This is a genomic window from Bradyrhizobium sp. SPXBL-02, from assembly GCF_051853065.1.
GTDB lineage: Bacteria > Pseudomonadota > Alphaproteobacteria > Rhizobiales > Xanthobacteraceae > Bradyrhizobium.
Genome location: NZ_CP182474.1, coordinates 4490226 through 4513129 on the forward strand (window position 1 = coordinate 4490226; position 22904 = coordinate 4513129).

The following is a 22904-nucleotide window of genomic DNA, read 5'->3' on the forward strand; positions in this document are numbered from 1 at the left end:
AACAATGGGCGTGCTGCGTGCCTTTCCGTGCAAGACTGTTTCGTCAGACTGTTTGCATCACCACTGTTCGAGCCAGATGCTTCGAACAGACCGTTTGGAGGCAGGGATCATGAACGATCGGCGGTCTCTTCTGGTGGCGGTGTCGTGTCCCTCGGCCGTTCTCGCCGGCTGGCTCGCATTGTCTCTCTCGGCCTATGCGCCTGCGCTGATCGAGAACAGCGGTGCCAATGCAGCCGCCATCTCGCGCGCCAAGGATCACGCCAAGGATCACGGCCGCATCGACCTCGCCGACGTGCCGCGCGCTGCGACCATCGAGGATGGCCTCGTCTTGACCGCCGACATCGCTGCCGCCGTCGCTGCGGCCCCTGCCGCGCCAGCAGAGGTGACGCCCGAGCAGCCCGCCTCCACCGTCAAGCTTGCCTCGGCCGACCCGGTGCTGATCCTGCCGGCGGAACCTGCTCCCGCGCCGCAGATCTCCCCCGAACCGGAGCCGATCGTCAGCGAGATTGCCCCCGCCCCTCTGCCCGACCCCGTCAAGCTCGCATCCGCCGATCCCACCGAGATCGTGACGACGGACGCATTGTCGCCCGCGGCGATCGCGAGCGGTCCTGTCGCGCCTGCGAGCAAGGCGTCTCCGCCCGCCGACACCGTCGCCGTGCTCGACGAATGCTTCGTCATGGATACCTGCATCGACCGCTATCTCTGGGCGCTCTATCAGCGCACCGCCAAGGAAGACACGATCAAGGTTCAGGAGCGGCGCGCGGTCACCATCAAGCGCAAGGGCAAGACCGTCACGGTGATGCGCAGCTTCACCAAGCTGGTCGATCAGGACTTCACCTGGAAGGATCCGAACGCGGCCGATCGCGCCGGCATGTCGATGATGGACTACGTCATCGGCGGCATGGACAAGAGCTTCAAGCAGAAGCTGTTCCGCATGATGCTCGCGGCCGAAGCCGCCGGCCTGTCGCCGGGCATCACCAGCGCGTTCCGCGACGATTATCGCCAGTCGATCGCAAGCGGCCTGAAGGCCGCGTCCAACCGCTCCTATCACGGCGGCAGCACGCGCGGCGGGTATGGCCACGGCATGGCCGCCGACATCGTCAGCACGCAAGGCAATAACCGGGCGCAGCGCTGGGTCTCGACCGAAATTCTGTGGAAGTGGGTCGATGCCAACGGCAAGGCGTTCGGCATCGGCAGGCCCTATCTCGGCCGCGATCCGCCGCATGTCGGCCCGATCGACGGCAAGGAATATATCTCGAAGCGCGGCACCTCCGATCGCAAGGACGTTGCCAGCGCCAAGCCGAAGAAGCCGCGCGCCATCGCCAACGCCAAGCCGCCGAAGGCCCACGCCGCGCGCGAGCAGAAGAGCCCGGCCAAGCCGCAGAAATCGGCGCAATCGGCCGTCAAGCGCGCGACCTGACGGTTTACGGCTTGCGCTCCGCCGTCGGCAGCGGCACCAGCCGCATCTCGGCCGAGCCGGCGTCCTGCGTGCGCACCAGCACCGCAAAGACCGTGTCGACCGCGCGCCGCACGGCCGAGCCCATCGCTTCGCCCTTGGCCAGATGCGCCGCGATCAGCCCTGTGAGGAGATCGCCGGTGCCGTAGGGGCGGATCGGCAGGCGCGGCGTCGCAAAGCGCGACAATCGCCCGTCGCTGCACAGGATCGTCTCCACCTGCCCGGCCGCCGTGTCAGCGAGGGTGCAGCCGGTGGCGACGACGTCGGTGCGGCCCGTCCCTGCCAGCATCGCACACGCCGCACTCAGGCCCTCGGCATCTGCAATCGTCGCTCCAGAGAGCAGCTCGAGCTCGAACTGGTTCGGCGTCGTCAGGTTCGCCGCCGGCAGCAGCCGGTGCCGGACCACGTCCAAAATGCCGTCCGCGACATAGACGCGGCCGTCGTCACCGATCACGGGGTCGCAGAGATAGACCAGCTTCGCATTCCGCGTGTGCGCCCGCTCGACGAAATCGGCGATCACGCTGGCATTGCCGGGCGAGCCGAGATAGCCGGTGACGAGCACCGCGGCCTCGTCGACCAGGCCGCGCTCCTCGACACCTTTCAGGAGATCGGCGACCAGCTCGGTCTCCAGCACCCGTCCGCGCAGGCTCGGATAGCGCGGATGGTTGGACAGCAGCGTCGTCGGCACCGCCGCAACGTTCACGCCCTCCGCCTGCATGGCATACGCGGCCGCGCTGTTGCCGACATGGCCGTGGACCACCTGGCTCTGGATCGAGATGACGAGCATGAAGGAGGTCCGTACGGACAAACGCGGGGCGATGCAAGTGTCGCCCGGATCTCGCGCTTCAGCGTCGGGCCAATTCCCCGAGATAGGCGCAGAACATGTCGGCCAGCCCGTCGGCATGACGCGCAATCTCGGCCTCGCTGCGCCGGGTCTCCGAAAATCGCTTGCCGGCCTCGCTGAGCGTGGTCGTGATCAGCTCGCCGGCGAGGCCGCGCGTCGCATTGGAAGCTTTGGGCAGCGCCTCTCGCATGAAGACATCGACGATGCCCCTGCTGGCCGCCCGGGCCTCGCGCGCTTCGGGCGCGTCACGATAGAGCGGCGCGGCGTCGTTGAGGGCCGTGCGCATCGCAGCCTCCTCGCACTCGGAGCGGATGAAGGCATGGACCAGCGCGCGCAACCGCGCCGGTGGCGGCTTGGCGCGATCCGCGAGGATACCGCGCAGCAGCTCGCTCGTATGCCGCCACTCGTCGCTCTGGAGACGAAACAGGATCGCGGCCTTGTTTGGAAAATATTGATAGAGCGACCCGACGCTCACCCCGGCCCGCTCCGCCACCCGCGCCGTGGTGAAACGCTGCGCGCCCTCCTTCGCGAGAACCTGAACAGCCGCATCCAGAATGGCCGCCACCAGCTCCGTCGAGCGAGCTTGCTGCGGCTGTTTTCGTGAAGAAATTGAACGGCTTCGACGGTCGGCCATGGCTCGCTCGGGCAATGCGAATAGGAAACGCGACGAATTAGTCGTATTTCAATCGGCGCGCAAGCACGCGCTTCTTTCGCCAAACTCTGGAGACTTCGATGACCATCCCGACCATCGCTTCGCTTGCGCCGCTGCTGGATCGCCTGTTCGGCGAAGCCGAGGCAGCAAGCGAGGCAACGGAAGCCGCAGTCGCAGACCTGTCCGACGCAGAGCGGGAGCGGATGATGCGGAGCAAAACCGAATATCGCAATCTCTATGGACGCCTGAAGGACGCACCGCTTCCGGTCTCGCGCGAGACCGGAGCGCTGCTCTACATCCTGACACGCGGCTCCCGCGCCCGGTCCATCGTCGAGTTCGGCACCTCGTTCGGCATCTCGACACTGCACCTTGCCGCAGGCCTGCGCGACAATGGCGGGGGGCGCCTCATCACCAGCGAGTTCGAGCCGTCCAAGGTTGCCCGGGCGCGAGACAACCTCTCGGCCGGCGGCTTGATCGATCTCGTCGACATCCGCGAAGGCGACGCGCTGAAGACGCTCAGCACCGGCCTGCCCGAAACGATCGATCTCGTACTGCTCGACGGTGCCAAGGCGCTCTACCCCGAGATCCTGGATCTGGTCGAAGGGCGTCTGCGGCCGGGGGCGATCATCGTCGCCGACAATGCCGACGACAGCCCTGACTATCTGGCACGGGTGCGCGCGCCCGGCAGCGGCTATATGTCCACTCCCTTTGCCGAAGACGTCGAGCTCTCGGTGCGGATCAGTTAGGGCCGGGTCGAAGAATCGAGCCATCTCGAGCCGCCGCACGATCGTCGCGCGGCGGCCTCCCGTCAGCCCGTCGGCCATGTCGCAGGTTCGTCATTCCCACGTGATATTCGCGACAGCCGCGCGGTATCTTCCTCACGCCGAGAGGCTCATGACCTCCGCCTTCAACGCCTATACGGCTCTCGCCCTCGCCATCGTGTTCGAGGTCACCGCGTCGGCGTTCCTGCAGCAATCCGCCCAGTTCACCCGTCCCTGGCCCACGCTGGCGATGGTGCTGTTCTACGTCGCCTCGTTCTACGCGCTCTCGGTGGCGATCCGGGTGATCCCGTTGAGCATCGCCTATGCGATCTGGGGCGGGGTCGGCATCATCCTGACCGCCACCGTTTCCTTCGTGCTGTTCCGTCAGATCCTGGACGCCGCAGCCTTCGTCGGCATTGCGCTGATCGTCTCAGGAGTCGTGATCATCAACCTGTTCTCGGAGACCACGTTGCGTTGACGCGCGCGGTTACCGGCTCTGAGCGGGCGTGGGCGGACGCGGGGCGGACCGGGGCGCCTTGGCACCGGGCTTGGCCGCCCCCCGGGGCGGCGGCTCATCAACCGATGCCAGGTAAGCGGCGAGCGCTTTCGCCGAATCGGAGCTGGTCACGTAATGATCCCTCAGAAACCAGGACAGCGTCAGGCTGAAGCGTCCCTTGGCCAGGCCGCGCGGGCTGCGGTGGCAGGTCGCGCAGCCTTCGGCGAACAGCTTCGCGGGCGACTTGCCGGCATCCAGATTTTGCGCGACGGCGGCCGTCGCCGGCAGCATGGCGGCCGTTAGAATGAGCAGAGGCGCAGTCAGGCCCCGCCTCACCATCACGCTGCGGACAGCTGATCGAATTCGGGCGGCGCGTAGGCCTTGCCATCCTGGTCGGTGATGACCACCCGCCATCCTTCGCTCGCCCACACTTTCGCCTTCGCCACGATGAGCAACCGGCTTTCGCGGGCGAAACTGTACTTCTCGTTGTCGCGTTCTGCGACCATCTTGTAGGCCAATTCGCATCCCCTTGCGTCGCCCTGCACCCGGCCTTCTCGTGGCAGCGGGCTTTGGCGGCAATTCGCCGGGAGCGTGGCAATTTGGTGCCGTCCACGAGGCCTGTGGCCGGCCCCGTGCCGTCGCAACAGAGCCGATCTCGTGACCTCGGATCGGCGCTAGTGCACGCGGATAATATGAGGGCGGCCGAGATTGATCAGGCCCTGCACCGCCGAGAGGCGGTCATTGAGGGCTGCGATGGTGAGCAGCAGATTGTTGCGACGCTCATCGAGTAGTCCCATTTCTGCGCCCGAGAGCTTGGCACCCGCCCGCTCCTTGTGGATCTCCTCGAGGGATTCGCGCAGTCCGGCAATCAAGCCGGCCAGCTGCTTGGCCTCCTTGGTCATCGACCGCTTCGCGACATTTTGCTGACGGCGCGTCTCCGCTTGGTTCTGTCTCATCGTCATCCTCCGGTGCCCCGCTGCCCCGAGTGGATGCTTACAGCTTTGGATAGACATCTTACGATCGATGAAATCTGCCCGCGAAGAACTTTCTTAAATTGTACGCGCACGGAACCGGAGGGCGCGCAAGCGGAGAGCCCGGCACGAGGGCCGGGCTTTCGTGGGAGCTAGCGCTTCTGGTGCGCGCCGGGCCCGCCCGCCGGTGCACCGCCGCCATGCGGCGCGGCATTGACGCGCGGAGCGCCGCCACCGCCGTGCGGCATGGCAGGCGCAGCGGCACGCGGCGCCGGCGTCTGCGCATGCGCGTTCATCGGCGAACCATGGCTGACGCTCGGCTGCGCCGCATGCGGCATCGAGGGCCGCGCGGCCGGCGCGGCCGACACGCGCGGTGCTTCATGCGCGCGCGGCATCGGCTGGGTGCGGACGGCAGCACGGCCTGCAGCCTGCTCGTGCATCATGCGCGCCTGTGCATCGCGCGGATTGCGGCTCTGCGCATTGACCCGCTCGTGCGCGATGCGCTCGCTGCTGCCGGCGCGCGTCCGGTCGGTTGCTACTCCAGCGTCGCGCTTGGCGATCGCAGCGTCGGGCTTTCCGATCGCAGCGTCGCGCCTTGCGATCGCGCCGTCGCGCTTTCCGATCGCAGCATCGCGTTTTGCGATCGCAGCGTCCGGCCGCGCGGTGACGGCGTCACGTCCGGAGATGGCGGCCTCGCCCTTGCCGCGCACGCCGCTGCGCTCGAGTGCGACCGCCGCATCGCGCGTCGCCGCGCGACCGATGCGGGCTGCGCGCGGATCGAGCGTCAGCCGCGTCGCAAAGCGCTCGTGCGAGCTCCAGTAATTATTCCAATAAGCGTGGCGGCGGTACCAGGGCCGTCCCGCATAGTAGCTCGACCAGTACGAGGTCAGCACGAACGGCACGACGGGCACGTCGATCTCGTCGACATAGTCGGGGAGATAGACGTAGCGATTGCGGTAGAGATATTCGAGATATTGCGACGACACCCAGCCGCGATCGTCGGAGAAGCTGACGTCGCACCAGGCCTTGCCGCGCAGGCAGCCATGGATGTTGACGCGGGCGCCTCCGGGGATGCGATCGACCAGGGGAAAGCCCGTGCCCGGCCCGGCCCGCAAGCCGGTCGAGATGGTCACTATGCCCGGCGCGGCCAGCGCGGCTGTCGGGACGAGTAGCAATGCGGCAACCAGAACGCTTCTGAATTTCATGGCGTGTTCCTCCTCTTTCGACGGAACGCGCAGGCGGAACGAGCGTTCCGCCCGTCATCATCGCATCAGCAGAAAGATTGAGAACGCGCGAACGCGCGAAGTTCAATATTCATCCATCGTTCATCGGCACGGCGCTTTCGGCGTCACTCCACCGGCAGCATGAAGGCGTCGAAGAAGGAAGCGAGCCCGGCAAAATCGTCGAGCCGCAGCACGGTTGCGACATACTGGTCGGGCCGCACCACGACCATGCAGCCGGCCGTCCGATCGATGCCGCGCATCGTGAAAACGTCGTGGCCGCTCTTGAGGTCAGGGCAGAACATCTTCTCGTAATCGTGCAAGCCGTAACGGCCTTTGCTCGGGAGCAACATCGCCGGCATCGCCTCGATGGCAAGCTCGCGATGGTCCTGCTGAAACACCGAGCGCAAATCGATCACGCTGTCGATGTCGGCTCCAACAGGAGTATACCGACGGATCGGTGATTTCCGGGACTCCGCGAGGAAATTGCACAAGGCGCGAGTGGCCGAGCCCGACGCAACCGGGTTCTCAGCGGGCGAGAATGCGTAGATGCGGAAGCGTCCGTCGGCCTGCGCCGCGTGGCCGAGATGCACCGGCTTGGCGTCCGCCAGCCGGATCACCGGCGCGGAATGGAAGCGCTTGCCGACGATAAAGCCCTGCGCGAGATGCTGATGCGTGGCCGCGCCTGTCAGCACCGAGGGCCTGTAATGCGTTGCCGTACCCGCCGTGTAGCGTCCGTGCCGGACGAAATAGTCCTGCGTCTTGGCGGCATCGGCGCCGCCGGCCTTGGCGGCGGAGGCGAGGATCCCCGCCCACTCGCGATCGAAATCGATCAGCTCTTTCGCGACCGCCTGGCGCTCGGCCGAGTAGGAATGCAAGAGGCTCGGCGCACACTGTCTCCGCAGTACGGCCGCGAGCTTCCAGCCGAGATTGAAGGCATCCTGCATCGAGACGTTCATGCCCTGCCCCGCCTTCGGGCTGTGGGTGTGGCAGGCATCGCCGGCGATGAAGATGCGCGGCAGGCGCGCAGCGACCTCGCCTTCCGGTACGTCGTCGAACTTGTCGGTGAGGCGCTGGCCGATCTCGTAGACCGACCACCAGGCGATTTCCTTCACCTCGAGCCGATGCGGCTTCAGGATCCGCTGCGCTTTCGCGATCACGTCGTCGGCCGTGATGTTGCGATTGGCAACGCGTTCGCCGGCATCGAGCTTGGCGAGCTCGACATAGATGCGGACCATGTAGCCGCCTTCGCGCGGAATGATCAGCAGGCTGCCGTCCTTCGCCGACTGGATCAGCGACTTGAAGCGGATGTCCGGAAAATCGGTCACGGCCAGCACGTCCATCACGCCCCAGGCGTGGTTGGCGGAATCCCCGTGCAGCTCGCGACCGATCGATTTGCGCACCGTGCTGCGGGCGCCGTCGCAGCCGACGACGTAGCGGGCCTTGATCGTCTCGACATTGCCCTCGTTTGCGGCATCGACGCGTTCGAGGCGCACGGTCACGGCATGATCGTCGGCAGCGGCGGCCGGATCGACATTCAGATCAAGCACACGTCGGCTGTAATACGGCGCGAGCTTGCCCGGCGATTTGCGCATGACGTCGAGAAAGCAGTCATGAACGCGCGCCTGGTTCAGGATGAGGTGCGGGAATTCCGACAGCCCGTCCTCGACGTCCTGCACCCGGCCGCTGCGGACGATGTTCTCCGGCGTCCCTTCATCGGGCTTCCAGAACGTCGTCTCGTTGACCCAATAGGCCTCCTTCAGCACGCGCTCGCCGAAGCCATAGGCGTGGAACATCTCCATGGTGCGGCAGGCAATGCCGTCGGCCTGGCCGACCAGCAGGCGGTCCGGCTTCTGCTCGACGATGCAGGTCTTGACGTCAGCGAATTGCGCGAGCTGGGCGGCGAGCGTCAGGCCCGCCGGCCCGCAGCCGACGATGAGGACATCGACCTCGCCAGGCACGGCGCCCGCCGCCCCCGATGCCTGAACGCGCGCGGCAGGATCGGCGATTTCAGGGTCGCCCGGCTGAAATCCATTGAGATGGAATTGCATGAGCACCTCTCCCGCCAGTTTCTGCTTGAATATTGCTCAGTATGCTGACTATCAGTATGCTTGTCAACGACCCGCGGCGCCCCTGCCCGCAGAGGAGATTTCGGTGAAAGACAACAACGACATGCCCGGCCATCTGGCGCGCCGCTTTCAGCAGATCGCGGTCGCGGTGTTCCTGGCCGAGGTCGGGGACGCCGGATTCGATCTTACGCCGGTGCAGTACGCTGCGCTTGCGACCATCAAGGCCAATCCGGGGCTCGACCAGGTGACGCTCGCCGGATTGATCGCCTACGATCGCACCACCATCACCGGCGTGATCGATCGCCTCGTCCAGAAGGGCCTCGTGGAGCGTCGTCCGTCCAGCCGCGACCGCCGCGCGCGCGAGCTCGAGATCACCGACGAGGGCCGGCGCACGCTGCGCAAGATCACCCCGGCCGTTGAATCTGCGCAGCGTATCATGCTGCGAGGCCTCAGCGCGAAAGAGGGCGAGGAGCTGATGCGGCTGCTGCGCAAGGCCATCGCCGCCGGCAACGAGCTCAGCCGCGCGCCGCTGCGCGATGCGCAGCTCTGATCTCGGACCATGTCCGTAATTGTCGCAGCGCACGAAACCAGGAACTAACCTTCGGCTGCTAACGTCGGCGCGCATTGGGCGCTTAACGCGCGATTAACTTTGCGGGGCGGAGTTTCGGATGTTCAGGTTCCTCGTTGTAGCCGCGGCCATCGCGCTCTCGACCGGTCACGCGCTCGCCAACGGCCATGGCGGCGGCGATGCCCCGCCACCGAAGCCCGAGGCGACGACTGCGCCGGCGAAGGTGGTCCTGACCAAGCAAGGTCCCAAGCTCGTCAATCTCAAGGGTATGACGCTCTACTATTACGAGCACGACACCACCGGAAAGACGTCGAACTGCAACGGCAAGTGCACCGAGAGCTGGGTCCCGCTGCCAGCGACCGCAGACGCCAAGGCCGTCGGCGATTTCACCGTGATCAGCCGCAACGACGGCAGCAAGATGTGGGCGTATCGCTATCGCCCGCTCTATACTTCGCCCGCCGACAAGGCGCCGGGCGACGCCAACGGCAATGCCACGACGCTGCAATGGCGGGTCGCCCGGCCTGAGTAGCCGCGCACAAACAATCCCCGAGAACGCGAGCAGCGGGTCGCGCGGCCTTACCCCCGCCAGCGTCCGCCCGCCTCGGCCTGCGCGCTCTGCCCCGGCGGCAGCACCACGACCATCGAATTGAGCTTCACCCGGTCGTAGAGATCGATGACGTCCTCATTGCGCATCCGGATGCAGCCGGACGAGATCGCCTGCCCGATATATTCGGGCTGGTTGGTGCCGTGGATGCGATAGAGCGTGTCCTTGTTGCCGACAAAGAGATAGATGCCCCGCGCGCCCAGCGGATTGGCGGGACCGCCGGGAACGCGCGCCGGATACGGGCCGAGTCGCGCCTGGATATCCGCGGTCGGAACCCAGTCAGGCCATTCCGCGAGGCGACCGACCCGCGCCACGCCGGAGAACGCCATGGCTTCCTCGCCGACGGCAACGCCGTAGCGGATCGCCTTGCCCTCGGGCAGCACGTAATAGAGATAGCGCGCGTCGGTATCGACCAGGATCGTGCCCGGCTGCTCCTTGCGGTGGTAATCGACGATGTGACGCAGATATTGCTCGGGCACGTTCGCCTTCGCGTAAGGCGCGTGCGCGAGCAACTGACGGTCGCGCGGCGTCATGCTCGCATCCGTCGATGGCGAAAGTGTCGTCTGCATGCAGCCGCCCAGCGGCAACAGGGCTGCGACGAACAAAACGAGTAGAGATCTTGGCACCGCCGGCCCCCCCAATAGCGGAACAACAGCGCCCCCAGCAGCGCCAGATATTGCCAAAATCATGCTGAAAACAAGGCGGTGCGGGAACACATGCGCGTGTTCGGCAAATTGGGTTCCATCACCACAAAGGGCGGAAGACTGTCGCATCATCTCCATCCCCTCGCCTTGCTTTGGTCAAACCCGGCTGGACTCGTGCGTCATGGGGACCGGCATGGGCTCACCTCGGATCAGCCCCGCGCCAATGCGGATGACTTAAACCTCGAACACTGCGCTTCAAAGGAGCTGCGATGCTCGCGACGCTGAACGCCAAGCAAATCGTTGATGAGATCGTGAAGGACACGGTCAAGGACAACGATCCGCACGACGCGGTCCAGATCTCGCCCGAGATCGTGCTGGCCTCGCGTCCCACCAGCGCATCGCCTGCGCTGGCGCCGGAGATCGCGCGGCGTCCGGAGCCCAAGTTTGCCCCGGAGCCCAAGCTCATGCCGAAATTCACGCTGGAGCCCGCGCGCGCGCCCGAGCCCACCATCAACGTCGTCTACGGAAAATCCGCCGCGGCCCCTTCGATCGATACAGCTGTCCGCGTCACCTCCAGCGATGGTCCCGTGATGAAGAAGCGATCCTCGGTCCGCAAATGGCTGCGCGGCGCGTTCGTCACGTTCCTGCTTGCCGGCGCCAGCGTGGCCGCCAGCCTCGCCTGGGAGAAGCACGGCGACACGGCAAAGCAGTTGCTGGCCGAATGGACGCCGGCGCTGACCTCGCTGCTCCCGACGACCTCGTTGCTGTCTGCGACACCGCAGCAAAGCGCGCCGGTCGCCGCCGCCGAGGCTGCGCCGCCCGCAGCCGAAGCCACACCCAACCAAACGGCGGATCAAGCTGCGACCCCGCCCGCGGCTCAGCTTGCTGCGGCCGCGCCTGCAGCGACACAGCCTGTCGATGCAGCGCAGGTGCAATCGATGACACGCGATCTCGCCGCGATGGCGCAGCAGATCGATCAGCTCAAGGCCAACATCGCCGAGTTGAAGGCCGGACAGGAGCAGATGGCGCGTGAGATGGCTAGGCCTCCTGCACCGAAGCCGGTCACCGAAGCGCGGCCGCCGGTCGATCCGCGCGCACGCGCCGCCGCGCTCCCGCCGCAGCCTGTCGCGCCGCAGCCTGTCGCGCCGCCGGTTCGCAAGCCCAAGCCGCCTGTGACGCGGACCTACATGCCGGCCTCTTCGCCCTCGCCGCTCGCACCTCCGCCGCCGCCATCGCAGGCCGCTGCCGCGCCGCCGTCAGCTGCGCCGACGACGCAAGCCGTTGCCGATGACGACGGACCGATCGTGCGCCCGCCGATGCCGCTGCGTTAGAGCATGATCCGGACCCGAAGGGCCGCGTTAGCGCAAAGCGCGTAGCGGTTTTCCGAAGAGATCATGCTCAAACACTAACCTGAAGCGCGATGACGATTCATCGCATCGCGCTTTAGAGCAACGCCGCGGCCTCGCTGTCGTGCGCTCGCGTACGCTGTCCGAGTCGATGCGATGCGTTAACTCCGGGGAATTACGGGAAGCGATCTCACGCTCAAGAGAAAAGGCCGTCGGGATCTATGCCGGCGGCCTTCTCTTGCAGCTCCCGGTTCCCGGAGCCCGGTTCTGCTGCAATTCCATGCCTTAATGATTGCGCAGGCATATTTAATAAATTCCTAACGACCCCGCACACTGCACATCATTTCTGCGCCATAAGCTCAGAGATTGCGCGCTCTGTTCGTTCGATAGATATCGACTCAGTGGTATCATCCGATATGCGTTGAGACTTGCACTGAAGCTCAGATCGTCACACCGGGGAATTCGGATGCCCTACTACTATTTCGATCTCGTGGTTGGTGAAGAGTTCAAGAACCAGGGTGGAATCATCCTCGAAGACATCGAGGTTGCCTCCGATCGCGCCGATCAATTGGCTTGCGAGCTGTCGCAGGTGAAGCCGGAGCTGCAGCAGAAGGGCTGCGCGGTGCGCGTCACCGATCGCGATCACAACGAGCTGTATCGCACGCCGCTCGATCCGGTGCCGGCTTGGCAGCGCTAGGCTAATCCAGCGCCGGCGCCTCGAACCAGTTCGTCAGCGACAATCCACCGTCGACGACGAAGGCTGCGCCGGTGACGTAAGCGGACAGCTTGTTCGACAGCACCGTGAGCGCCATCGGTGCGAGGTCATTGGCCTCGCCGAGCCGCCCGAGCGGAATGTGCCGCGCCAGCGCGGGATCGGCGACGAACCCGCCGGCTGCGATCGCGCCGGGCACCAGTGCGTTGACGCGGATGTCGTAACGTCCGAGCGTCTTGGCCAGCTCCTTCGCCAGCATCGCCATGGCGGCCTTTGCCGTCGAATAATGCGGCAGGTTGCGCGGCGTGCCCGCATGCAGCGACGTCAGAAACAGGAACGAACCCGGCCGCTTCGCCGCGATCAGCCGCTTTGCCAGCGCGCGAGCGAGGTGAAAGCCGGCATCGAGATTGACGGCATGCATCTCCTGCCAGGTCTTGCGATCGACCGCGAGCGCATGATCGGCCTCGCGTCGCGGCGGCGAGGCGCTGTGGACGAAATGCGTGACCTCGCCGAGCGCGGCGTGTGCGGCCGTCAGCAGCTCATCGCAGGCCTCGAGGCTGGCGAGATCGCCGACCCAGGGCACGGCGAGACCAGGCCTCTCGCTCGCGCCGATCGCGGCGCGCACCCGCTCCGCGCTCACATCCGCGAACACGGTGCGGACGCCCTCGCCGACCAGGCCGAGCGCGATCGCGCGGCCGATGCCATTGCCCGCGCCGGTGACGAGCGCGGTGTCGCGTGCGGGATCGAACGGCGTGCTGAACAGGCTCATGTCGCGCTCCGATGCTGGGAAGCAGCAGGTTAGCCCACCGCCCCGACGGACGACAATCGCACCGCGCACCATTGCGGAGCGGCGCGCCGGACGCTAGCCTCTCGGGAAAACGGAGGAGGTCCCAAGGATGCGCACCGGTTTTCTGATGACGGCCCTGTTGCTGTTGGCCGCGCCGGCCCTCGCGGGCGAGGCGCCGCCGCGGGCGACCTATGTGACGATGGTGTTGCAGGCCTTCGCCGCCAAGGTCGAGTGCCCCAACACCGATCTCGTCTATCAGGACCTCGTGCAGAGGGCGCAGCAGATGCAACTGCCCGACGGCACCACCGAGAAAGTGCGCAAGGCGATCGCCTGGATGCACACCGGCGGCAAGATGGGCGAGAAGCAGGACGACGATCTGATGGCGGAAGTCGCGGTTGCGACCCAGGCGACCGACATGGACCAGCGCCGCCTCGGCATGTCCGGCTGGTGCGAAGCCCAGAAGACCAATCTCGCCGGCCTGATCCGGAGCAAGGGCGGCTAGCGCCCCGGCGTTGCCGCGTTAAGCACGCCGCGACGGAACCTCTGCCGCGGCCCAAAAACGTCACAATGCTCGAAAGCATGCGGCCTCTTTCCGAATTCGAACAGGAGGTCCTCATGCGGAATATCCATTTCGTTTTCGCCGGCGCGATTGCAGCCGCCGCGGTGCTGACTGCGCCCGCCCTGGCGAGGAATTCCGACGCCCAGAGGGCCGCGGAAAAGTCCACCTCGCCGTCCTGCAGTGCCTATCAGCAGGCGCCGGACGGCACGTGGGAACCGCTGCCCTGCAGGGAATCGGGCGAGCGCGCGCAGCCACAGACACAAAATCGCACGTCGCAGCAAGGCGCCGATCGCGAGGAGCGTTGAAGACGTTCGCGCGTGCGAATGTCAGCTCTGATGCGGGCCGCGCATGATCTTCATGGCGTCCACGATGTGACGCCATTCCCTCGCCTCGTCGGCCTCGCCGCGGCCCTCGCAGGCCTGGGCCTGCTCCGCGGCCTTCGCGATCGCAGCAAAGCCGTGCTTTTCGAGCATCTGCCTGGCAACGGTATGGACCTGGACCTCGGACATCATGGGCGCTCTCCCGTTCTGACCGGCCGCGGTGCAACGCTGCCGCGGGTTGATACAACGGTCGAGGCGCGGGGCGCGTTCCGTCCCATCGATGTGAGCGGCAAGACAAAGGCGGCCCGCCATGCCCGGCGGACCGCCTTCTCACCCACCCCAAGACGGGAGGCTGCGGCCGCGTCCCTACGCGACCGCCACCTTTTTCCGCTCGATGTCGTTGGGCACCTCAATATCGACCTCGAGGGTCGAGACCTCGTCGCCGCGCTCGAGCCGGACGATGACCTTGGTCGGGTCCAGCGTCACATGCTTGGACACGACGGCGAGAATTTCCTCACGCAGCACACCGAGCAGATCGGGCTGGCCGCGCATTCCGCGTTCATGGGCAAGCAGGATCTGCAGGCGTTCGCGCGCGACGGGTGCCGAGGCCTTCTTGCCGCGGAGAAGTCGAAGCAGACCCATGCTCATGCAGCCCTCCGTCGCAGCAGGCGGTCCATAAATCCTCTGCGCTCGGCAGGAACGTGCATCGTCACGTTCTCGCCGCAGAGGCGCTTGGCCGCGTCCATATAGGCTCGTGCCGGCGCTCCATCGGCATTCGACAGAGTCACGGGCGTGCCGACGTTGGAGGCCTTCAACACGTCCTGGCTCTCGGGGATGATGCCGAGCAAGGGCGTGGCAAGGATCTCCAGGATGTCATCGATGGTCAGCATCTCGCCGCGCGCGGCGCGCGAGGGATCGTAGCGGGTGATCAGGATGTGCTTCTCGACGCGCTCGCCCTTCTCGGCCCGCACCGTCTTGGAATCGAGCATGCCGATGATGCGGTCGGAATCGCGCACCGAGGAGACTTCCGGATTGGTGACGATCACGGCCTCGTCGGCAAAGCGCATCGCCATGGAGGCGCCGCGCTCGATGCCGGCCGGGCTGTCGCAGATCACCCAGTCGAACCGGCTGCGCAACTCGGCGATGACCTTGCCGACGCCCTCTTCCGTCAGCGCGTCCTTATCGCGGGTTTGGGAAGCCGGCAGCAGCCATAAATTCTCCAGCCGCTTGTCCTTGATCAGCGCCTGCGGGAGTTTGGCGACGCCCTGCACGACGTTGATGAGATCGAACACGACGCGGCGTTCGGCCCCCATCACGAGATCGAGGTTGCGCAGGCCGACGTCGAAATCGACGACGACCACCTTGTCGCCGCGCTGCGCCAAGGCAGCTCCCAGCGCGGCGGTCGTCGTGGTCTTGCCGACCCCGCCCTTGCCTGATGTCACGACCAGTACCTTACTCATCTGAAATGTCTCCTTTGCTGGTCAGTTCAGTGCTGTAATTCGCATGGTATTCCCCTGCAGCCAGGCCTGCGCCGGCTTGCCGCGCAAGGCGGCGTCGATGTCGTCCGCAGTCTGGTAAAACCCGTCGATTGCAAGCAGTTCGGCCTCGATCTTCTGGCAGTAGATGCGCGCGCTGGTGTGTCCGTTGACGCCGGCCATGGCGCGGCCGCGCAGCGCGCCGTAGACGTGGATGGAGCCGCCGGCGACGACCTCGGCACCGGAGCCGACCGAGCCGAGGATGGTGACGTCGCCGTCCGGGAAGATCACGGTCTGGCCCGAGCGCACGGGGCTATCGAGCAGCAGGGAGGTCGGCTTGGTCTCGGCCTTCACGTCGGCCTTCTTCGGCGCGCTCGGCTCGACCACGCAGCTACGTCCGCCCGACAGCAGCGGCGGCATCGTCGGGGTCAGCCTCGCCTCCTCTACGCCCTCGATGCCGAGCACGCGGATGTTGCGGTCCTGCAGACTGGTGAGCAGATGGCCGATGCCGGCTTGGCTGAGATCGACCGAGGACAGGTCGATCACCACGGGCCGGCCGGCGAAGAAGCCCGGCGAGCGCGCAATCGTGGCATCGATCTCGTGAAGCCAGTCCTGGACCGGAACCGTCGGTGTGAACACGAAAGCCACATAGGACCGCCCGCGCAGGCGCACCATTTGGCGTTGGACTTTTGCTGCAGCCTCCATGGCGGCCGACTCGTTCCCTATTATTGAATGGTTAACGATGCGGCGGATATGGTTAACGGCTGGTTAATGTCCCGTGGGGTTATGTGGACGGGGGTGAGCCGGAGATCGGTTGGCGCCGGTCTCGTGTCCCGGACGCGCTGCAGCGTGCAACGCTGCTGCGCAGAGCCGGCACCCAACCGCCCCGGGTTACGCTCTCGGCGAAATGGGCCCCGGCTCTGCAGCGCGCCGTCGAAGGGACGCTACGCTGCGTCCGGGGCAGAGCGGAGGGCGAGGCACACTCTCTCCACACCGTCGTTGCGAGCGCAGCGAAGCAATCCAGACTGCCTTCGCGGAAAGACTCTGGATTGCTTCGCTGCGCTCGCCGTGACGGAGTATGGGGTGACTACTGCCCCCTACTTCTTCACCTTGCTCGCGTCCATCTTGATGCTCTGGTCCAGCATCCTGGTCGTGAACGCCGTCGTCACGTCGAACGGCTTCTCCATGCCGAGATAGGTCTGGACCAGCTCATAGTCCTTCTTCATCCGCTCGCCGTCGATCCAGCCGAGCCCCTTGCTCGTGGTGAACTCGTCGGTCATCAGGAACTTGATGCGCTCCCACTGGCGCTCCTGATTCTCCTTGTCGAGACCGGAGACCTGATCGAGCAGCGCCTTCAGGCATGGCGCGACGTCGGCGACACAGGCTGCAAAGGCCTTCTGCGTAACGCGCACGAAGTCTTCGACGACCTTCGGGTTCTTCTGCAAGTAAGCGCCGTTGACGATCAGCGAATTGCCATAAGGGTTGAGCCCGATGTCCTTCCAGTTGACGTAGCCGAGGTCCTGGCCGAACTCGATGACCTTGAGGTCGTGCTCGTTGTAGAAGTCGCTGATGATGTCCACGGTGTGGCTCTTCAGCGCTGCGATCTTCGCGGTCGGTCCGACATTGACGAAGCCGACGGAATCAGGCGCAAGCCCTGCGGCCTTGGCGAAGGCCGGCCACATCACGCGCGAGGCATCGCCCGGCGGATTGCCGATCTTGTGCCCGGCAAAATCCTTCACGCCGTTCACGCCGTAGCTCTTCAGCCAATAGAAGGTCTGGCCGGTATTGGCATAGACGCTCATCACCGCAACGGCGTCGGCGCCCTTGCTCTTGGCCACCAGCATAGTGGCGAGATCGGCGACGCCGAACGGCGAGCCGCCCGAACCGACCTTGGCGGCGGAGACGCCGGAGCCCTTGCCGGTCTCGATGGTGAGGTCGATGCCGGCCTTCTCGTACCAGCCCTGCGCCTTGGCAAAATAATAGGGCGAGTGGTCGGCCGTCGGCGTCCAGTTCAGGATCAGATTGACGGCTTCTCCCGCATGCGCGGGCGCGACCGACACACCGAGCCCCAAGGCCAAGATCAGGGCAGAGCCCGCCGCCTGCAAACGCTTCATCGCATCTCTCCTCGTTGCCGCGACCCGGCTTGTCGCTCTCCCCTTGTGAGGATACCAATGCAACAAGCCCGCCCTTCACTTGTCAACTGTTTGGTTGGAAATGCCCGCAAAACGATCTGGCGACACCGTGCCGCAGCGCCGCGACCCCGTCGCCACCCGCAGGAAGCTGCTGACCGCGGCGCGCCAGGAATTCGCCCGGCACGGATTTGCGGGCGCCCGCGTCGACGAGATCGCCGAGCGCGCCGGCGTCAACAAGCAGCTCGTCTATCATTATTTCGGCGACAAGGACGCTCTGTACCTCGCTGTGCTCGAATGGGTCTATGAGGACATCCGCGCGCAGGAGCGCAGACTCAATCTCGAGGGTCTGGCGCCGGAGAAGGCGATCCGCAAGCTGATCGAAGCTTCGTTCGATCACCTGGCGGCGAACCCTGATTTCATCGTGCTTTTGAACGACGAGAACCGCGGCGGCGCCCGCCACGTCCGCGGCTCGACCCGGCTGGAGGCGATGCACTCACCGCTCGTGAAGAGTGTTTCGCACATCCTCCACGAAGGGGTCCGCGTGGGCGTGTTCCGCAAGGGGATCGACCCCATCCAGCTCTATATCTCGATAGCGGGCCTCAGCTATTTCTTCTTCTCCAACACGCCGACGCTGTCGGCGATCTTCGGCAAGGACCTGTCGAGCCGCAGCGCACGGCGCGCCCGGCGACGGCATGTCGCGGATCTCGTGCTGCAGTCGCTCCGGCCATAATCAACCGCCTGGTTGAAACTTCCCTGGAGGACGGCTAGGCTTGCAGCCGGCGGCAGGGTGACTGCCGACAACGGGAGCAGTCGGTGGCAGGAGACAGCGCACGCGCCTCGCGCAGCTTTGCGATCATCCTGATCGTGCACCTCGCCGTGCTCGTGCTGTGGCAGGTCGCGGTCGACGCCTTCCACGTGCCCAAATTCATCCTGCCCTCCCCGCTCGCGACGATCCAAACATTGGGAACCACAGGCTATGCCTGGGGCGCCAACACGCTGGTGACGGCGATCGAGATCCTCGGCGGCTTCGCACTGGGTGCATTCGTCGGCGTGGCGCTCGCGGTGATCTTCAGCTGGGCGCCGTTGCTGAGCCTCGTGCTGCTGCCGCTGTTCGTGACGCTGAACATGATTCCGAAGGTCGCGCTCGGCCCGCTCTTCATCGTCTGGTTCTCCTACGGCATTGTGCCGAACATCCTGATCGCCTTCAGCATCTGCTTTTTCCCGATCCTGCTCACCACCGCGCGCGGCCTGCGCGAGGTCGAGCCTGACCTGCTCGACCTCGTCAAATCGCTGCGCGGCTCGCGCTGGACGCTGTTCCGCAAGATCCAGCTGCCGGGATCGCTGCCTTACGTGTTCTCCGGCATGAAGGTCGGCGCCATCCTGGCGGTCGCAGGCGCCATCGTCGGCGAGTTCATCGCCTCCGAGCGCGGGCTCGGCTACCTCATGATCCAGGTGCAGTCCTCGCTCGACACGCCCGCGATGGTGATGGCGGTCGTGCTGCTGACGCTGCTCGGCGTCGCTCTCTACGGCCTCGTGCTCGCCCTCGAACGCATGTTCGTGGTCGGCGATGCGAGACAGACCTGAAGACCAAGGACGAATCCATGCTCCTGACCCGCCAGACGTTGCCGAAAACCATCCCCGACGTCGCAGCCCTCGACGATCTCCTGTGCCGGCCGAGCCAGGCGCTGATCGACGACCTCGCCAAGGTCGAGGGCGACATCATGATCCTCGGCGTCGCCGGCAAGATGGGTCCGACGCTGGCGGGGCTCGCGAAAGCCGCCGTGCCGGATCGCCGCATCATCGGCGTCGCCCGCTTTAGCGACGCGAGCGTCAAGGATTGGCTGCAGGCGCGCGGGGTCGAAACCATCAATTGCGACCTGATGGACGAGAAGGCGATCGCGGCGCTGCCGAAAGCGCCGAACATCGTCTTCATGGCAGGCCGCAAGTTCGGCGCCGAGGGCGATCTGTCGCTGACCTGGGCGATGAACGCGCATGTGCCGGCGCTGGTCGCGCAGGCGTTCCCGTCCTCGCGCATCGTCGCGTTCTCGACCGGCTGCATCTATCCGTTCGTTCCCGTCGACGGCCAGGGCTCGACCGAGGACATGGCGCCGAACCCGCCCGGCGAATACGCCCAGTCCTGCGTCGGCCGCGAGCGCATGTTCGAACATTTCTCCCGCAAATTCGGCACGCCGGGCCGCCTGTTCCGCCTCAATTACGCGATCGACATGCGCTACGGCGTGCTGCACGATATCGCCACAAGAGTGCTGACCGGCACGCCGATCGATGTCAGCCTGGGCCACGTCAACTTCATCTGGCAGGGCGATGCGTCCTCACAGGCGCTGCGCTGTCTCGCTTATTGCACGACGCCGACCTCGCCGATCAATGTCAGCGGTCACGAGATCCTGGCGGTACGCGATCTCGCCGAGAAATTCGGGGCAAGGTTCGGCTGCGCGCCGGTGCTGACGGGCAAGGAAGAGCCGACGGCGTGGCTGACCGACACGTCAAAGGCGGTCGAGCTGTTCGGCCTGCCCGTCGTCGATACCGAGCAGTTGATCGCCTGGACCGCGGATTGGGTCTCTCGTGCCATGCCGAGCCTCGGCAAGCCCACCAAATACGAGGTGCGCGATGGACGCTACTGACGCTCCACCCATCCTCAAGCTCGGCGTCCAGGATGCGATCGCCGCTCTGGCGCTCTCGACGGAAGCGCAGTGGAACCAGACCGAAGAGGACTGGCGCATCTTCCTGCGTGATGGTGTCGTGTTCGGCATCCGCGACGGCGCGCGATTGGTCGCCACCGCAGCACTGCTGCCCTATTCCGGCAACAACGCCTGGGTCAGCATGGTGCTGGTATCAGGCACGCACCGCCGCCGCGGCCTTGCAACGCGCCTGGTCGATGCCTGCCTGGAAACCGCGCGCAAGAACGGCCTGACGAGCTGGCTCGATGCCACGCCCGACGGCGCCGCCGTCTATGGACCGCTCGGGTTTACGCCGACGCTGCAATTGCGCCGCCTGAAGCTGGCGAGGCCCGGACGTGCCGAAGCGGCGCCATCGTCATCCGCAACACTCGATGCGCTTTGTGCGCGCGACCGGCGGGCCACCGGCTTCGACCGAACCGCCCTTCTTTCTGCCTTCGCCCAGCGTCCTGGCTCGCGCATCCTCGCCGCGAATGGCGCCATTGCGCTGGTCCGCGACGGCCGCACCGCCCGCCATATCGGCCCGCTATTGGCCGACGATGCCGCAGCAGCTCTGGCTCTGGTCGAGGCGATCATGCGCACCGAGACCGGCCCGCTGCTGCTCGATGCGGTCGCCTCGCAAACCGCGTTGCTGGACGGCTTGACCGCCTCCGGCTGGACCATCGAGCGCCCGTTTCAGCGCATGCGGTTCGGCCCCACTACCATCGCTGCGGACGAAACGCCGTTCGCCGTCGCCGGCCCCGAATTCGGATAGGACATCATGCACCACAGCCAGATCAATGGCGAAATCCGCAAGCTGATCGCCGAAGGCACCGTGCTGCCGGCACATCCCCTCGCGCTGACCGCCGAGCGCCAGCTCGACAAGACGCACCAGCGCGCGCTGACGCGCTATTACATCGACGCCGGCTCCGGTGGCCTTGCGGTCGGCGTGCACACCACGCAATTCGCGATCCGCGATGTCGGCCTCTACCGTCCCGTGCTCGAGCTCGCCGCCGAGACCGCCGCGAACTGGACCACGCGGCCGCTGGCGATGGTCGCCGGCCTCGCGGGTCCGACAAAGCAAGCGGTCAGCGAGGCCCGCACCGCGCGCGATATCGGTTACCACGCCGGCCTGCTCAGCCTCGCCGCGATGAAGAGCGCCTCCGAGGACGAGATCATCGCGCATTGCACGGCCGTTGCCGCAGAAATCCCGCTGGTCGGCTTCTACCTCCAGCCGGCGGTGGGCGGCGTCATCCTGTCCAGCCGGTTCTGGCAACGCTTTGCTTCGATCGACAATGTCATTGCCATCAAGGTCGCGCCGTTCAACCGCTACCGCACGCTCGATGTCCTGCGCGGCGTCGCGGCGGCGAGCGCGCTCGACCGCGTCGCGCTCTACACCGGCAATGACGATCACATCCTGCTCGACCTGGTGCTGCCGTTCGATCTTCGCGACAAAGGCGTGACCACCCGCACCTATTTCAAAGGCGGCCTGCTCGGCCATTGGTCGGTATGGACGGCCGAAGCGATCAAGCAGTTCGAGCGCTGCAAGGCGGCGCGGCACAAGGACAGCGTACCCGCCGACCTGCTCGCGCTCGATGCCCGCGTCACCGATTGCAACAGCGCCTTCTTCGATGTAGCCAACAATTTTCACGGCTGCATCGCCGGCTGCCACGAAGTCTTGCGGCGCCAGGGCCTGATGCGGAGCCTGTGGTGCCTCGATCCGAACGAGGGCCTCAGCCCAGGCCAGAAGGAGGAGATCGACCGCGTCACGCGCGAGCACGCCGACCTCAGCGATGATCAGTTCGTCGCCGCCAACTTGAACAAATGGCTGGCATGAGCTCAGACCCGTTCATCAGCCTGCAAGGCGTCCGCAAGGTCTATCGGAGCGGCGGCGCCGAATTTCTCGCCGTATCCGACGTCACCATGGACGTGGCTGAGGGTGAACTCGTCTCGTTGGTCGGCCCGTCCGGCTGCGGCAAGACCACGGTGATGAAGATCCTGGCCGGCCTGCATGGCGCCGACGGCGGCAGCGTCAGGATAGGCAATGCCAACAGCCCGTTCGATCCGACGCGTGACATCGGCATGGTGTTCCAACAGGCGCTGCTGCTGAAGTGGCGGACGATCCTGGACAACGTGCTGCTGCCGGCCGAGATCGTCGGCCTGCCGATGAAGGCCGCGCGCGAGCGGGCGCGCGATCTGCTCAACTTGGTCGGGCTCGCCGGCTCCGAGCAGAAATATCCGCAGCAGCTGTCCGGCGGCATGCAGCAGCGCACCGCGATCGCGCGTGCCTTCATTCACGATCCAAAACTGATCCTGATGGACGAGCCGTTCGGCGCCCTGGACGCGCTGACGCGCGAGCAGATGAATCTGGAGATGCTGCGGATCTGGCGCGAGAGCGGCAAGACCATCATCTTCGTCACGCATTCGATCCAGGAGGCGGTGTTCCTGTCGTCGCATTGCGCCGTGCTGACCTCGGGCCCGGCGAAGATGGCCGACTATTTCGCGATCGACCTGCCCTTCCCGCGCGACCTTCCGCTGAAGACCACGGACGCGTTCGGCGCCTATGCACGGCGGATCTATGCGAAGCTGGGACTGGGGGCGGCGTAGGCCGCTCGC

At 65.8% G+C, this 22904-nt stretch carries 29 protein-coding genes; 15 read left to right on the forward strand and 14 right to left on the reverse strand.

The genetic code is table 11. The features are described from left to right. The first annotated feature begins 109 nt into the window (after positions 1-109). Entirely contained in the window at positions 110-1420 is a 1311-nt protein-coding gene (locus ACNJYD_RS20990; protein WP_439363197.1) for a hypothetical protein, read from the forward strand. 4 nt (positions 1421-1424) lie between these two features. Here the strand turns inward: ACNJYD_RS20990 and pdxY are convergent, their stop codons facing one another. After that, positions 1425-2243 (reverse strand): pyridoxal kinase, encoded by an 819-nt coding sequence (gene pdxY / locus ACNJYD_RS20995; RefSeq protein WP_439363198.1) that lies wholly within the window; start codon positions 2241-2243, stop codon positions 1425-1427. A gap of 58 nt (positions 2244-2301) precedes the next feature. Continuing rightward, on the reverse strand, positions 2302-2934 hold the full coding sequence (locus ACNJYD_RS21000; protein ID WP_172788556.1) for a TetR family transcriptional regulator: 633 nt from the start codon (positions 2932-2934) through the stop codon (positions 2302-2304). A gap of 98 nt (positions 2935-3032) precedes the next feature. Between ACNJYD_RS21000 and ACNJYD_RS21005 the strand changes: the two genes are divergently transcribed. Next, positions 3033-3698 (forward strand): O-methyltransferase, encoded by a 666-nt coding sequence (locus ACNJYD_RS21005; protein ID WP_439363199.1) that lies wholly within the window; start codon positions 3033-3035, stop codon positions 3696-3698. Positions 3699-3846: 148 nt separating this feature from the next. Continuing rightward, positions 3847-4191 carry a DMT family transporter gene (locus ACNJYD_RS21010; protein ID WP_212258471.1) on the forward strand — a complete coding sequence of 115 codons (345 nt, stop codon included), beginning with the start codon at positions 3847-3849 and terminating at the stop codon, positions 4189-4191. 9 nt (positions 4192-4200) lie between these two features. Here ACNJYD_RS21010 and ACNJYD_RS21015 read toward each other — a convergent pair whose 3' ends face one another. The 5 genes from ACNJYD_RS21015 to ACNJYD_RS21035 all read right to left on the reverse strand — a co-directional run bounded on the left by ACNJYD_RS21015 (position 4201) and on the right by ACNJYD_RS21035 (position 8451). After that, positions 4201-4500 (reverse strand): hypothetical protein, encoded by a 300-nt coding sequence (locus ACNJYD_RS21015; protein ID WP_246571638.1) that lies wholly within the window; start codon positions 4498-4500, stop codon positions 4201-4203. A gap of 47 nt (positions 4501-4547) precedes the next feature. After that, entirely contained in the window at positions 4548-4754 is a 207-nt protein-coding gene (locus tag ACNJYD_RS21020; RefSeq protein WP_018322958.1) for a hypothetical protein, read from the reverse strand. Positions 4755-4883: 129 nt separating this feature from the next. Further along, positions 4884-5165, reverse strand: a complete 282-nt coding sequence (locus ACNJYD_RS21025; RefSeq protein ID WP_172788569.1) for a hypothetical protein — start codon at positions 5163-5165, stop codon at positions 4884-4886. 167 nt (positions 5166-5332) lie between these two features. Further along, positions 5333-6385, reverse strand: a complete 1053-nt coding sequence (locus tag ACNJYD_RS21030) for an SH3 domain-containing protein (RefSeq protein WP_439363200.1) — start codon at positions 6383-6385, stop codon at positions 5333-5335. A 143-nt stretch (positions 6386-6528) separates the two neighbouring features. Then, positions 6529-8451, reverse strand: a complete 1923-nt coding sequence (locus ACNJYD_RS21035; protein WP_439363201.1) for an FAD-binding monooxygenase — start codon at positions 8449-8451, stop codon at positions 6529-6531. A 103-nt stretch (positions 8452-8554) separates the two neighbouring features. Between ACNJYD_RS21035 and ACNJYD_RS21040 the strand changes: the two genes are divergently transcribed. Continuing rightward, positions 8555-9019, forward strand: coding sequence for a MarR family winged helix-turn-helix transcriptional regulator (locus tag ACNJYD_RS21040; RefSeq protein WP_172788552.1), 465 nt, complete (start codon positions 8555-8557; stop codon positions 9017-9019). A gap of 118 nt (positions 9020-9137) precedes the next feature. Continuing rightward, positions 9138-9566 carry a COG4315 family predicted lipoprotein gene (locus ACNJYD_RS21045; protein ID WP_212258467.1) on the forward strand — a complete coding sequence of 143 codons (429 nt, stop codon included), beginning with the start codon at positions 9138-9140 and terminating at the stop codon, positions 9564-9566. Positions 9567-9613: 47 nt separating this feature from the next. On the opposite strand, the gene ACNJYD_RS21050 is transcribed toward ACNJYD_RS21045, so the two are convergent. After that, positions 9614-10210, reverse strand: a complete 597-nt coding sequence (locus ACNJYD_RS21050; RefSeq protein WP_172788550.1) for a L,D-transpeptidase — start codon at positions 10208-10210, stop codon at positions 9614-9616. 344 nt (positions 10211-10554) lie between these two features. On the opposite strand from ACNJYD_RS21050, the gene ACNJYD_RS21055 reads away from it, so the two are divergent. Next, entirely contained in the window at positions 10555-11616 is a 1062-nt protein-coding gene (locus ACNJYD_RS21055) for a hypothetical protein (RefSeq protein ID WP_212258466.1), read from the forward strand. A 481-nt stretch (positions 11617-12097) separates the two neighbouring features. Then, a complete protein-coding gene (locus ACNJYD_RS21060; RefSeq protein WP_025035960.1) occupies positions 12098-12328 on the forward strand; it encodes a DUF6894 family protein in 231 nt (76 codons plus the stop codon). Between the two features lies 1 nt (position 12329). On the opposite strand, the gene ACNJYD_RS21065 is transcribed toward ACNJYD_RS21060, so the two are convergent. Continuing rightward, a complete protein-coding gene (locus tag ACNJYD_RS21065) occupies positions 12330-13112 on the reverse strand; it encodes an SDR family NAD(P)-dependent oxidoreductase (RefSeq protein ID WP_172788548.1) in 783 nt (260 codons plus the stop codon). Positions 13113-13239: 127 nt separating this feature from the next. Between ACNJYD_RS21065 and ACNJYD_RS21070 the strand changes: the two genes are divergently transcribed. Both ACNJYD_RS21070 and ACNJYD_RS21075 read left to right on the forward strand, forming a co-directional pair. Further along, positions 13240-13632: a hypothetical protein gene (locus ACNJYD_RS21070; RefSeq protein ID WP_212258465.1), complete on the forward strand. Its 393-nt coding sequence runs from the start codon at positions 13240-13242 to the stop codon at positions 13630-13632. A gap of 113 nt (positions 13633-13745) precedes the next feature. Further along, positions 13746-13994: a hypothetical protein gene (locus ACNJYD_RS21075; RefSeq protein WP_212258781.1), complete on the forward strand. Its 249-nt coding sequence runs from the start codon at positions 13746-13748 to the stop codon at positions 13992-13994. Between the two features lie 21 nt (positions 13995-14015). Here the strand turns inward: ACNJYD_RS21075 and ACNJYD_RS21080 are convergent, their stop codons facing one another. From ACNJYD_RS21080 to ACNJYD_RS21100, 5 genes are all read right to left on the reverse strand, one after another. Beyond that, on the reverse strand, positions 14016-14201 hold the full coding sequence (locus tag ACNJYD_RS21080; protein ID WP_172788546.1) for a hypothetical protein: 186 nt from the start codon (positions 14199-14201) through the stop codon (positions 14016-14018). 174 nt (positions 14202-14375) lie between these two features. Continuing rightward, a complete protein-coding gene (gene minE, locus ACNJYD_RS21085; RefSeq protein ID WP_172788545.1) occupies positions 14376-14657 on the reverse strand; it encodes a cell division topological specificity factor MinE in 282 nt (93 codons plus the stop codon). Continuing rightward, positions 14654-15469 (reverse strand): septum site-determining protein MinD, encoded by an 816-nt coding sequence (gene minD / locus ACNJYD_RS21090; RefSeq protein ID WP_036022837.1) that lies wholly within the window; start codon positions 15467-15469, stop codon positions 14654-14656. The genes minE and minD overlap by 4 nt, the downstream gene beginning before the upstream one ends. A 21-nt stretch (positions 15470-15490) precedes the next feature. Further along, positions 15491-16189 carry a septum site-determining protein MinC gene (gene minC, locus ACNJYD_RS21095; RefSeq protein WP_439363202.1) on the reverse strand — a complete coding sequence of 233 codons (699 nt, stop codon included), beginning with the start codon at positions 16187-16189 and terminating at the stop codon, positions 15491-15493. A gap of 392 nt (positions 16190-16581) precedes the next feature. After that, entirely contained in the window at positions 16582-17598 is a 1017-nt protein-coding gene (locus ACNJYD_RS21100) for an ABC transporter substrate-binding protein (protein WP_439363203.1), read from the reverse strand. A 100-nt stretch (positions 17599-17698) separates the two neighbouring features. Here ACNJYD_RS21100 and ACNJYD_RS21105 point away from each other — a divergent pair, with 100 nt between their 5' ends. From ACNJYD_RS21105 to ACNJYD_RS21130, 6 genes are all read left to right on the forward strand, one after another. Beyond that, a complete protein-coding gene (locus ACNJYD_RS21105) occupies positions 17699-18346 on the forward strand; it encodes a TetR/AcrR family transcriptional regulator (RefSeq protein WP_172788542.1) in 648 nt (215 codons plus the stop codon). 83 nt (positions 18347-18429) lie between these two features. Then, entirely contained in the window at positions 18430-19200 is a 771-nt protein-coding gene (locus tag ACNJYD_RS21110) for an ABC transporter permease (RefSeq protein ID WP_439363204.1), read from the forward strand. A gap of 17 nt (positions 19201-19217) precedes the next feature. Then, positions 19218-20255, forward strand: a complete 1038-nt coding sequence (locus tag ACNJYD_RS21115) for an NAD-dependent epimerase/dehydratase family protein (protein ID WP_172788540.1) — start codon at positions 19218-19220, stop codon at positions 20253-20255. After that, positions 20242-21063 carry a GNAT family N-acetyltransferase gene (locus ACNJYD_RS21120; RefSeq protein WP_172788539.1) on the forward strand — a complete coding sequence of 274 codons (822 nt, stop codon included), beginning with the start codon at positions 20242-20244 and terminating at the stop codon, positions 21061-21063. The genes ACNJYD_RS21115 and ACNJYD_RS21120 overlap by 14 nt, the downstream gene beginning before the upstream one ends. 6 nt (positions 21064-21069) lie before the next feature. After that, positions 21070-22125, forward strand: coding sequence for a dihydrodipicolinate synthase family protein (locus ACNJYD_RS21125; RefSeq protein ID WP_172788538.1), 1056 nt, complete (start codon positions 21070-21072; stop codon positions 22123-22125). Then, positions 22113-22895, forward strand: coding sequence for an ABC transporter ATP-binding protein (locus ACNJYD_RS21130; RefSeq protein WP_212258456.1), 783 nt, complete (start codon positions 22113-22115; stop codon positions 22893-22895). Before ACNJYD_RS21125 ends, ACNJYD_RS21130 begins: the two co-directional genes overlap by 13 nt. Positions 22896-22904: the final 9 nt, after the last annotated feature.

What these genes read in the sequence shown, in the direction of transcription:
- ACNJYD_RS21065 (WP_172788548.1), bottom strand. Translation starts at nt 13,112, where the DNA reads ATGAGCCTGTTCAGCACGCCGTTCGATCCCGCACGCGACACCGCGCTC.
- ACNJYD_RS21060 (WP_025035960.1), top strand. Translation starts at nt 12,098, where the DNA reads ATGCCCTACTACTATTTCGATCTCGTGGTTGGTGAAGAGTTCAAGAAC.
- ACNJYD_RS21075 (WP_212258781.1), top strand. Translation starts at nt 13,746, where the DNA reads ATGCGGAATATCCATTTCGTTTTCGCCGGCGCGATTGCAGCCGCCGCG.
- pdxY (WP_439363198.1), bottom strand. Translation starts at nt 2,243, where the DNA reads ATGCTCGTCATCTCGATCCAGAGCCAGGTGGTCCACGGCCATGTCGGC.
- minE (WP_172788545.1), bottom strand. Translation starts at nt 14,657, where the DNA reads ATGAGCATGGGTCTGCTTCGACTTCTCCGCGGCAAGAAGGCCTCGGCA.
- minD (WP_036022837.1), bottom strand. Translation starts at nt 15,469, where the DNA reads ATGAGTAAGGTACTGGTCGTGACATCAGGCAAGGGCGGGGTCGGCAAG.
- ACNJYD_RS21025 (WP_172788569.1), bottom strand. Translation starts at nt 5,165, where the DNA reads ATGAGACAGAACCAAGCGGAGACGCGCCGTCAGCAAAATGTCGCGAAG.
- ACNJYD_RS21115 (WP_172788540.1), top strand. Translation starts at nt 19,218, where the DNA reads ATGCTCCTGACCCGCCAGACGTTGCCGAAAACCATCCCCGACGTCGCA.
- ACNJYD_RS21125 (WP_172788538.1), top strand. Translation starts at nt 21,070, where the DNA reads ATGCACCACAGCCAGATCAATGGCGAAATCCGCAAGCTGATCGCCGAA.
- ACNJYD_RS21130 (WP_212258456.1), top strand. Translation starts at nt 22,113, where the DNA reads ATGGCTGGCATGAGCTCAGACCCGTTCATCAGCCTGCAAGGCGTCCGC.
- ACNJYD_RS21035 (WP_439363201.1), bottom strand. Translation starts at nt 8,451, where the DNA reads ATGCAATTCCATCTCAATGGATTTCAGCCGGGCGACCCTGAAATCGCC.
- ACNJYD_RS21030 (WP_439363200.1), bottom strand. Translation starts at nt 6,385, where the DNA reads ATGAAATTCAGAAGCGTTCTGGTTGCCGCATTGCTACTCGTCCCGACA.
- ACNJYD_RS21015 (WP_246571638.1), bottom strand. Translation starts at nt 4,500, where the DNA reads ATGCTGCCGGCGACGGCCGCCGTCGCGCAAAATCTGGATGCCGGCAAG.
- ACNJYD_RS21005 (WP_439363199.1), top strand. Translation starts at nt 3,033, where the DNA reads ATGACCATCCCGACCATCGCTTCGCTTGCGCCGCTGCTGGATCGCCTG.
- ACNJYD_RS21080 (WP_172788546.1), bottom strand. Translation starts at nt 14,201, where the DNA reads ATGATGTCCGAGGTCCAGGTCCATACCGTTGCCAGGCAGATGCTCGAA.
- ACNJYD_RS21010 (WP_212258471.1), top strand. Translation starts at nt 3,847, where the DNA reads ATGACCTCCGCCTTCAACGCCTATACGGCTCTCGCCCTCGCCATCGTG.
- ACNJYD_RS21105 (WP_172788542.1), top strand. Translation starts at nt 17,699, where the DNA reads ATGCCCGCAAAACGATCTGGCGACACCGTGCCGCAGCGCCGCGACCCC.
- ACNJYD_RS21100 (WP_439363203.1), bottom strand. Translation starts at nt 17,598, where the DNA reads ATGAAGCGTTTGCAGGCGGCGGGCTCTGCCCTGATCTTGGCCTTGGGG.
- minC (WP_439363202.1), bottom strand. Translation starts at nt 16,189, where the DNA reads ATGGAGGCTGCAGCAAAAGTCCAACGCCAAATGGTGCGCCTGCGCGGG.
- ACNJYD_RS21055 (WP_212258466.1), top strand. Translation starts at nt 10,555, where the DNA reads ATGCTCGCGACGCTGAACGCCAAGCAAATCGTTGATGAGATCGTGAAG.
- ACNJYD_RS21070 (WP_212258465.1), top strand. Translation starts at nt 13,240, where the DNA reads ATGCGCACCGGTTTTCTGATGACGGCCCTGTTGCTGTTGGCCGCGCCG.
- ACNJYD_RS21000 (WP_172788556.1), bottom strand. Translation starts at nt 2,934, where the DNA reads ATGGCCGACCGTCGAAGCCGTTCAATTTCTTCACGAAAACAGCCGCAG.
- ACNJYD_RS21050 (WP_172788550.1), bottom strand. Translation starts at nt 10,210, where the DNA reads ATGCAGACGACACTTTCGCCATCGACGGATGCGAGCATGACGCCGCGC.
- ACNJYD_RS21045 (WP_212258467.1), top strand. Translation starts at nt 9,138, where the DNA reads ATGTTCAGGTTCCTCGTTGTAGCCGCGGCCATCGCGCTCTCGACCGGT.
- ACNJYD_RS20990 (WP_439363197.1), top strand. Translation starts at nt 110, where the DNA reads ATGAACGATCGGCGGTCTCTTCTGGTGGCGGTGTCGTGTCCCTCGGCC.
- ACNJYD_RS21120 (WP_172788539.1), top strand. Translation starts at nt 20,242, where the DNA reads ATGGACGCTACTGACGCTCCACCCATCCTCAAGCTCGGCGTCCAGGAT.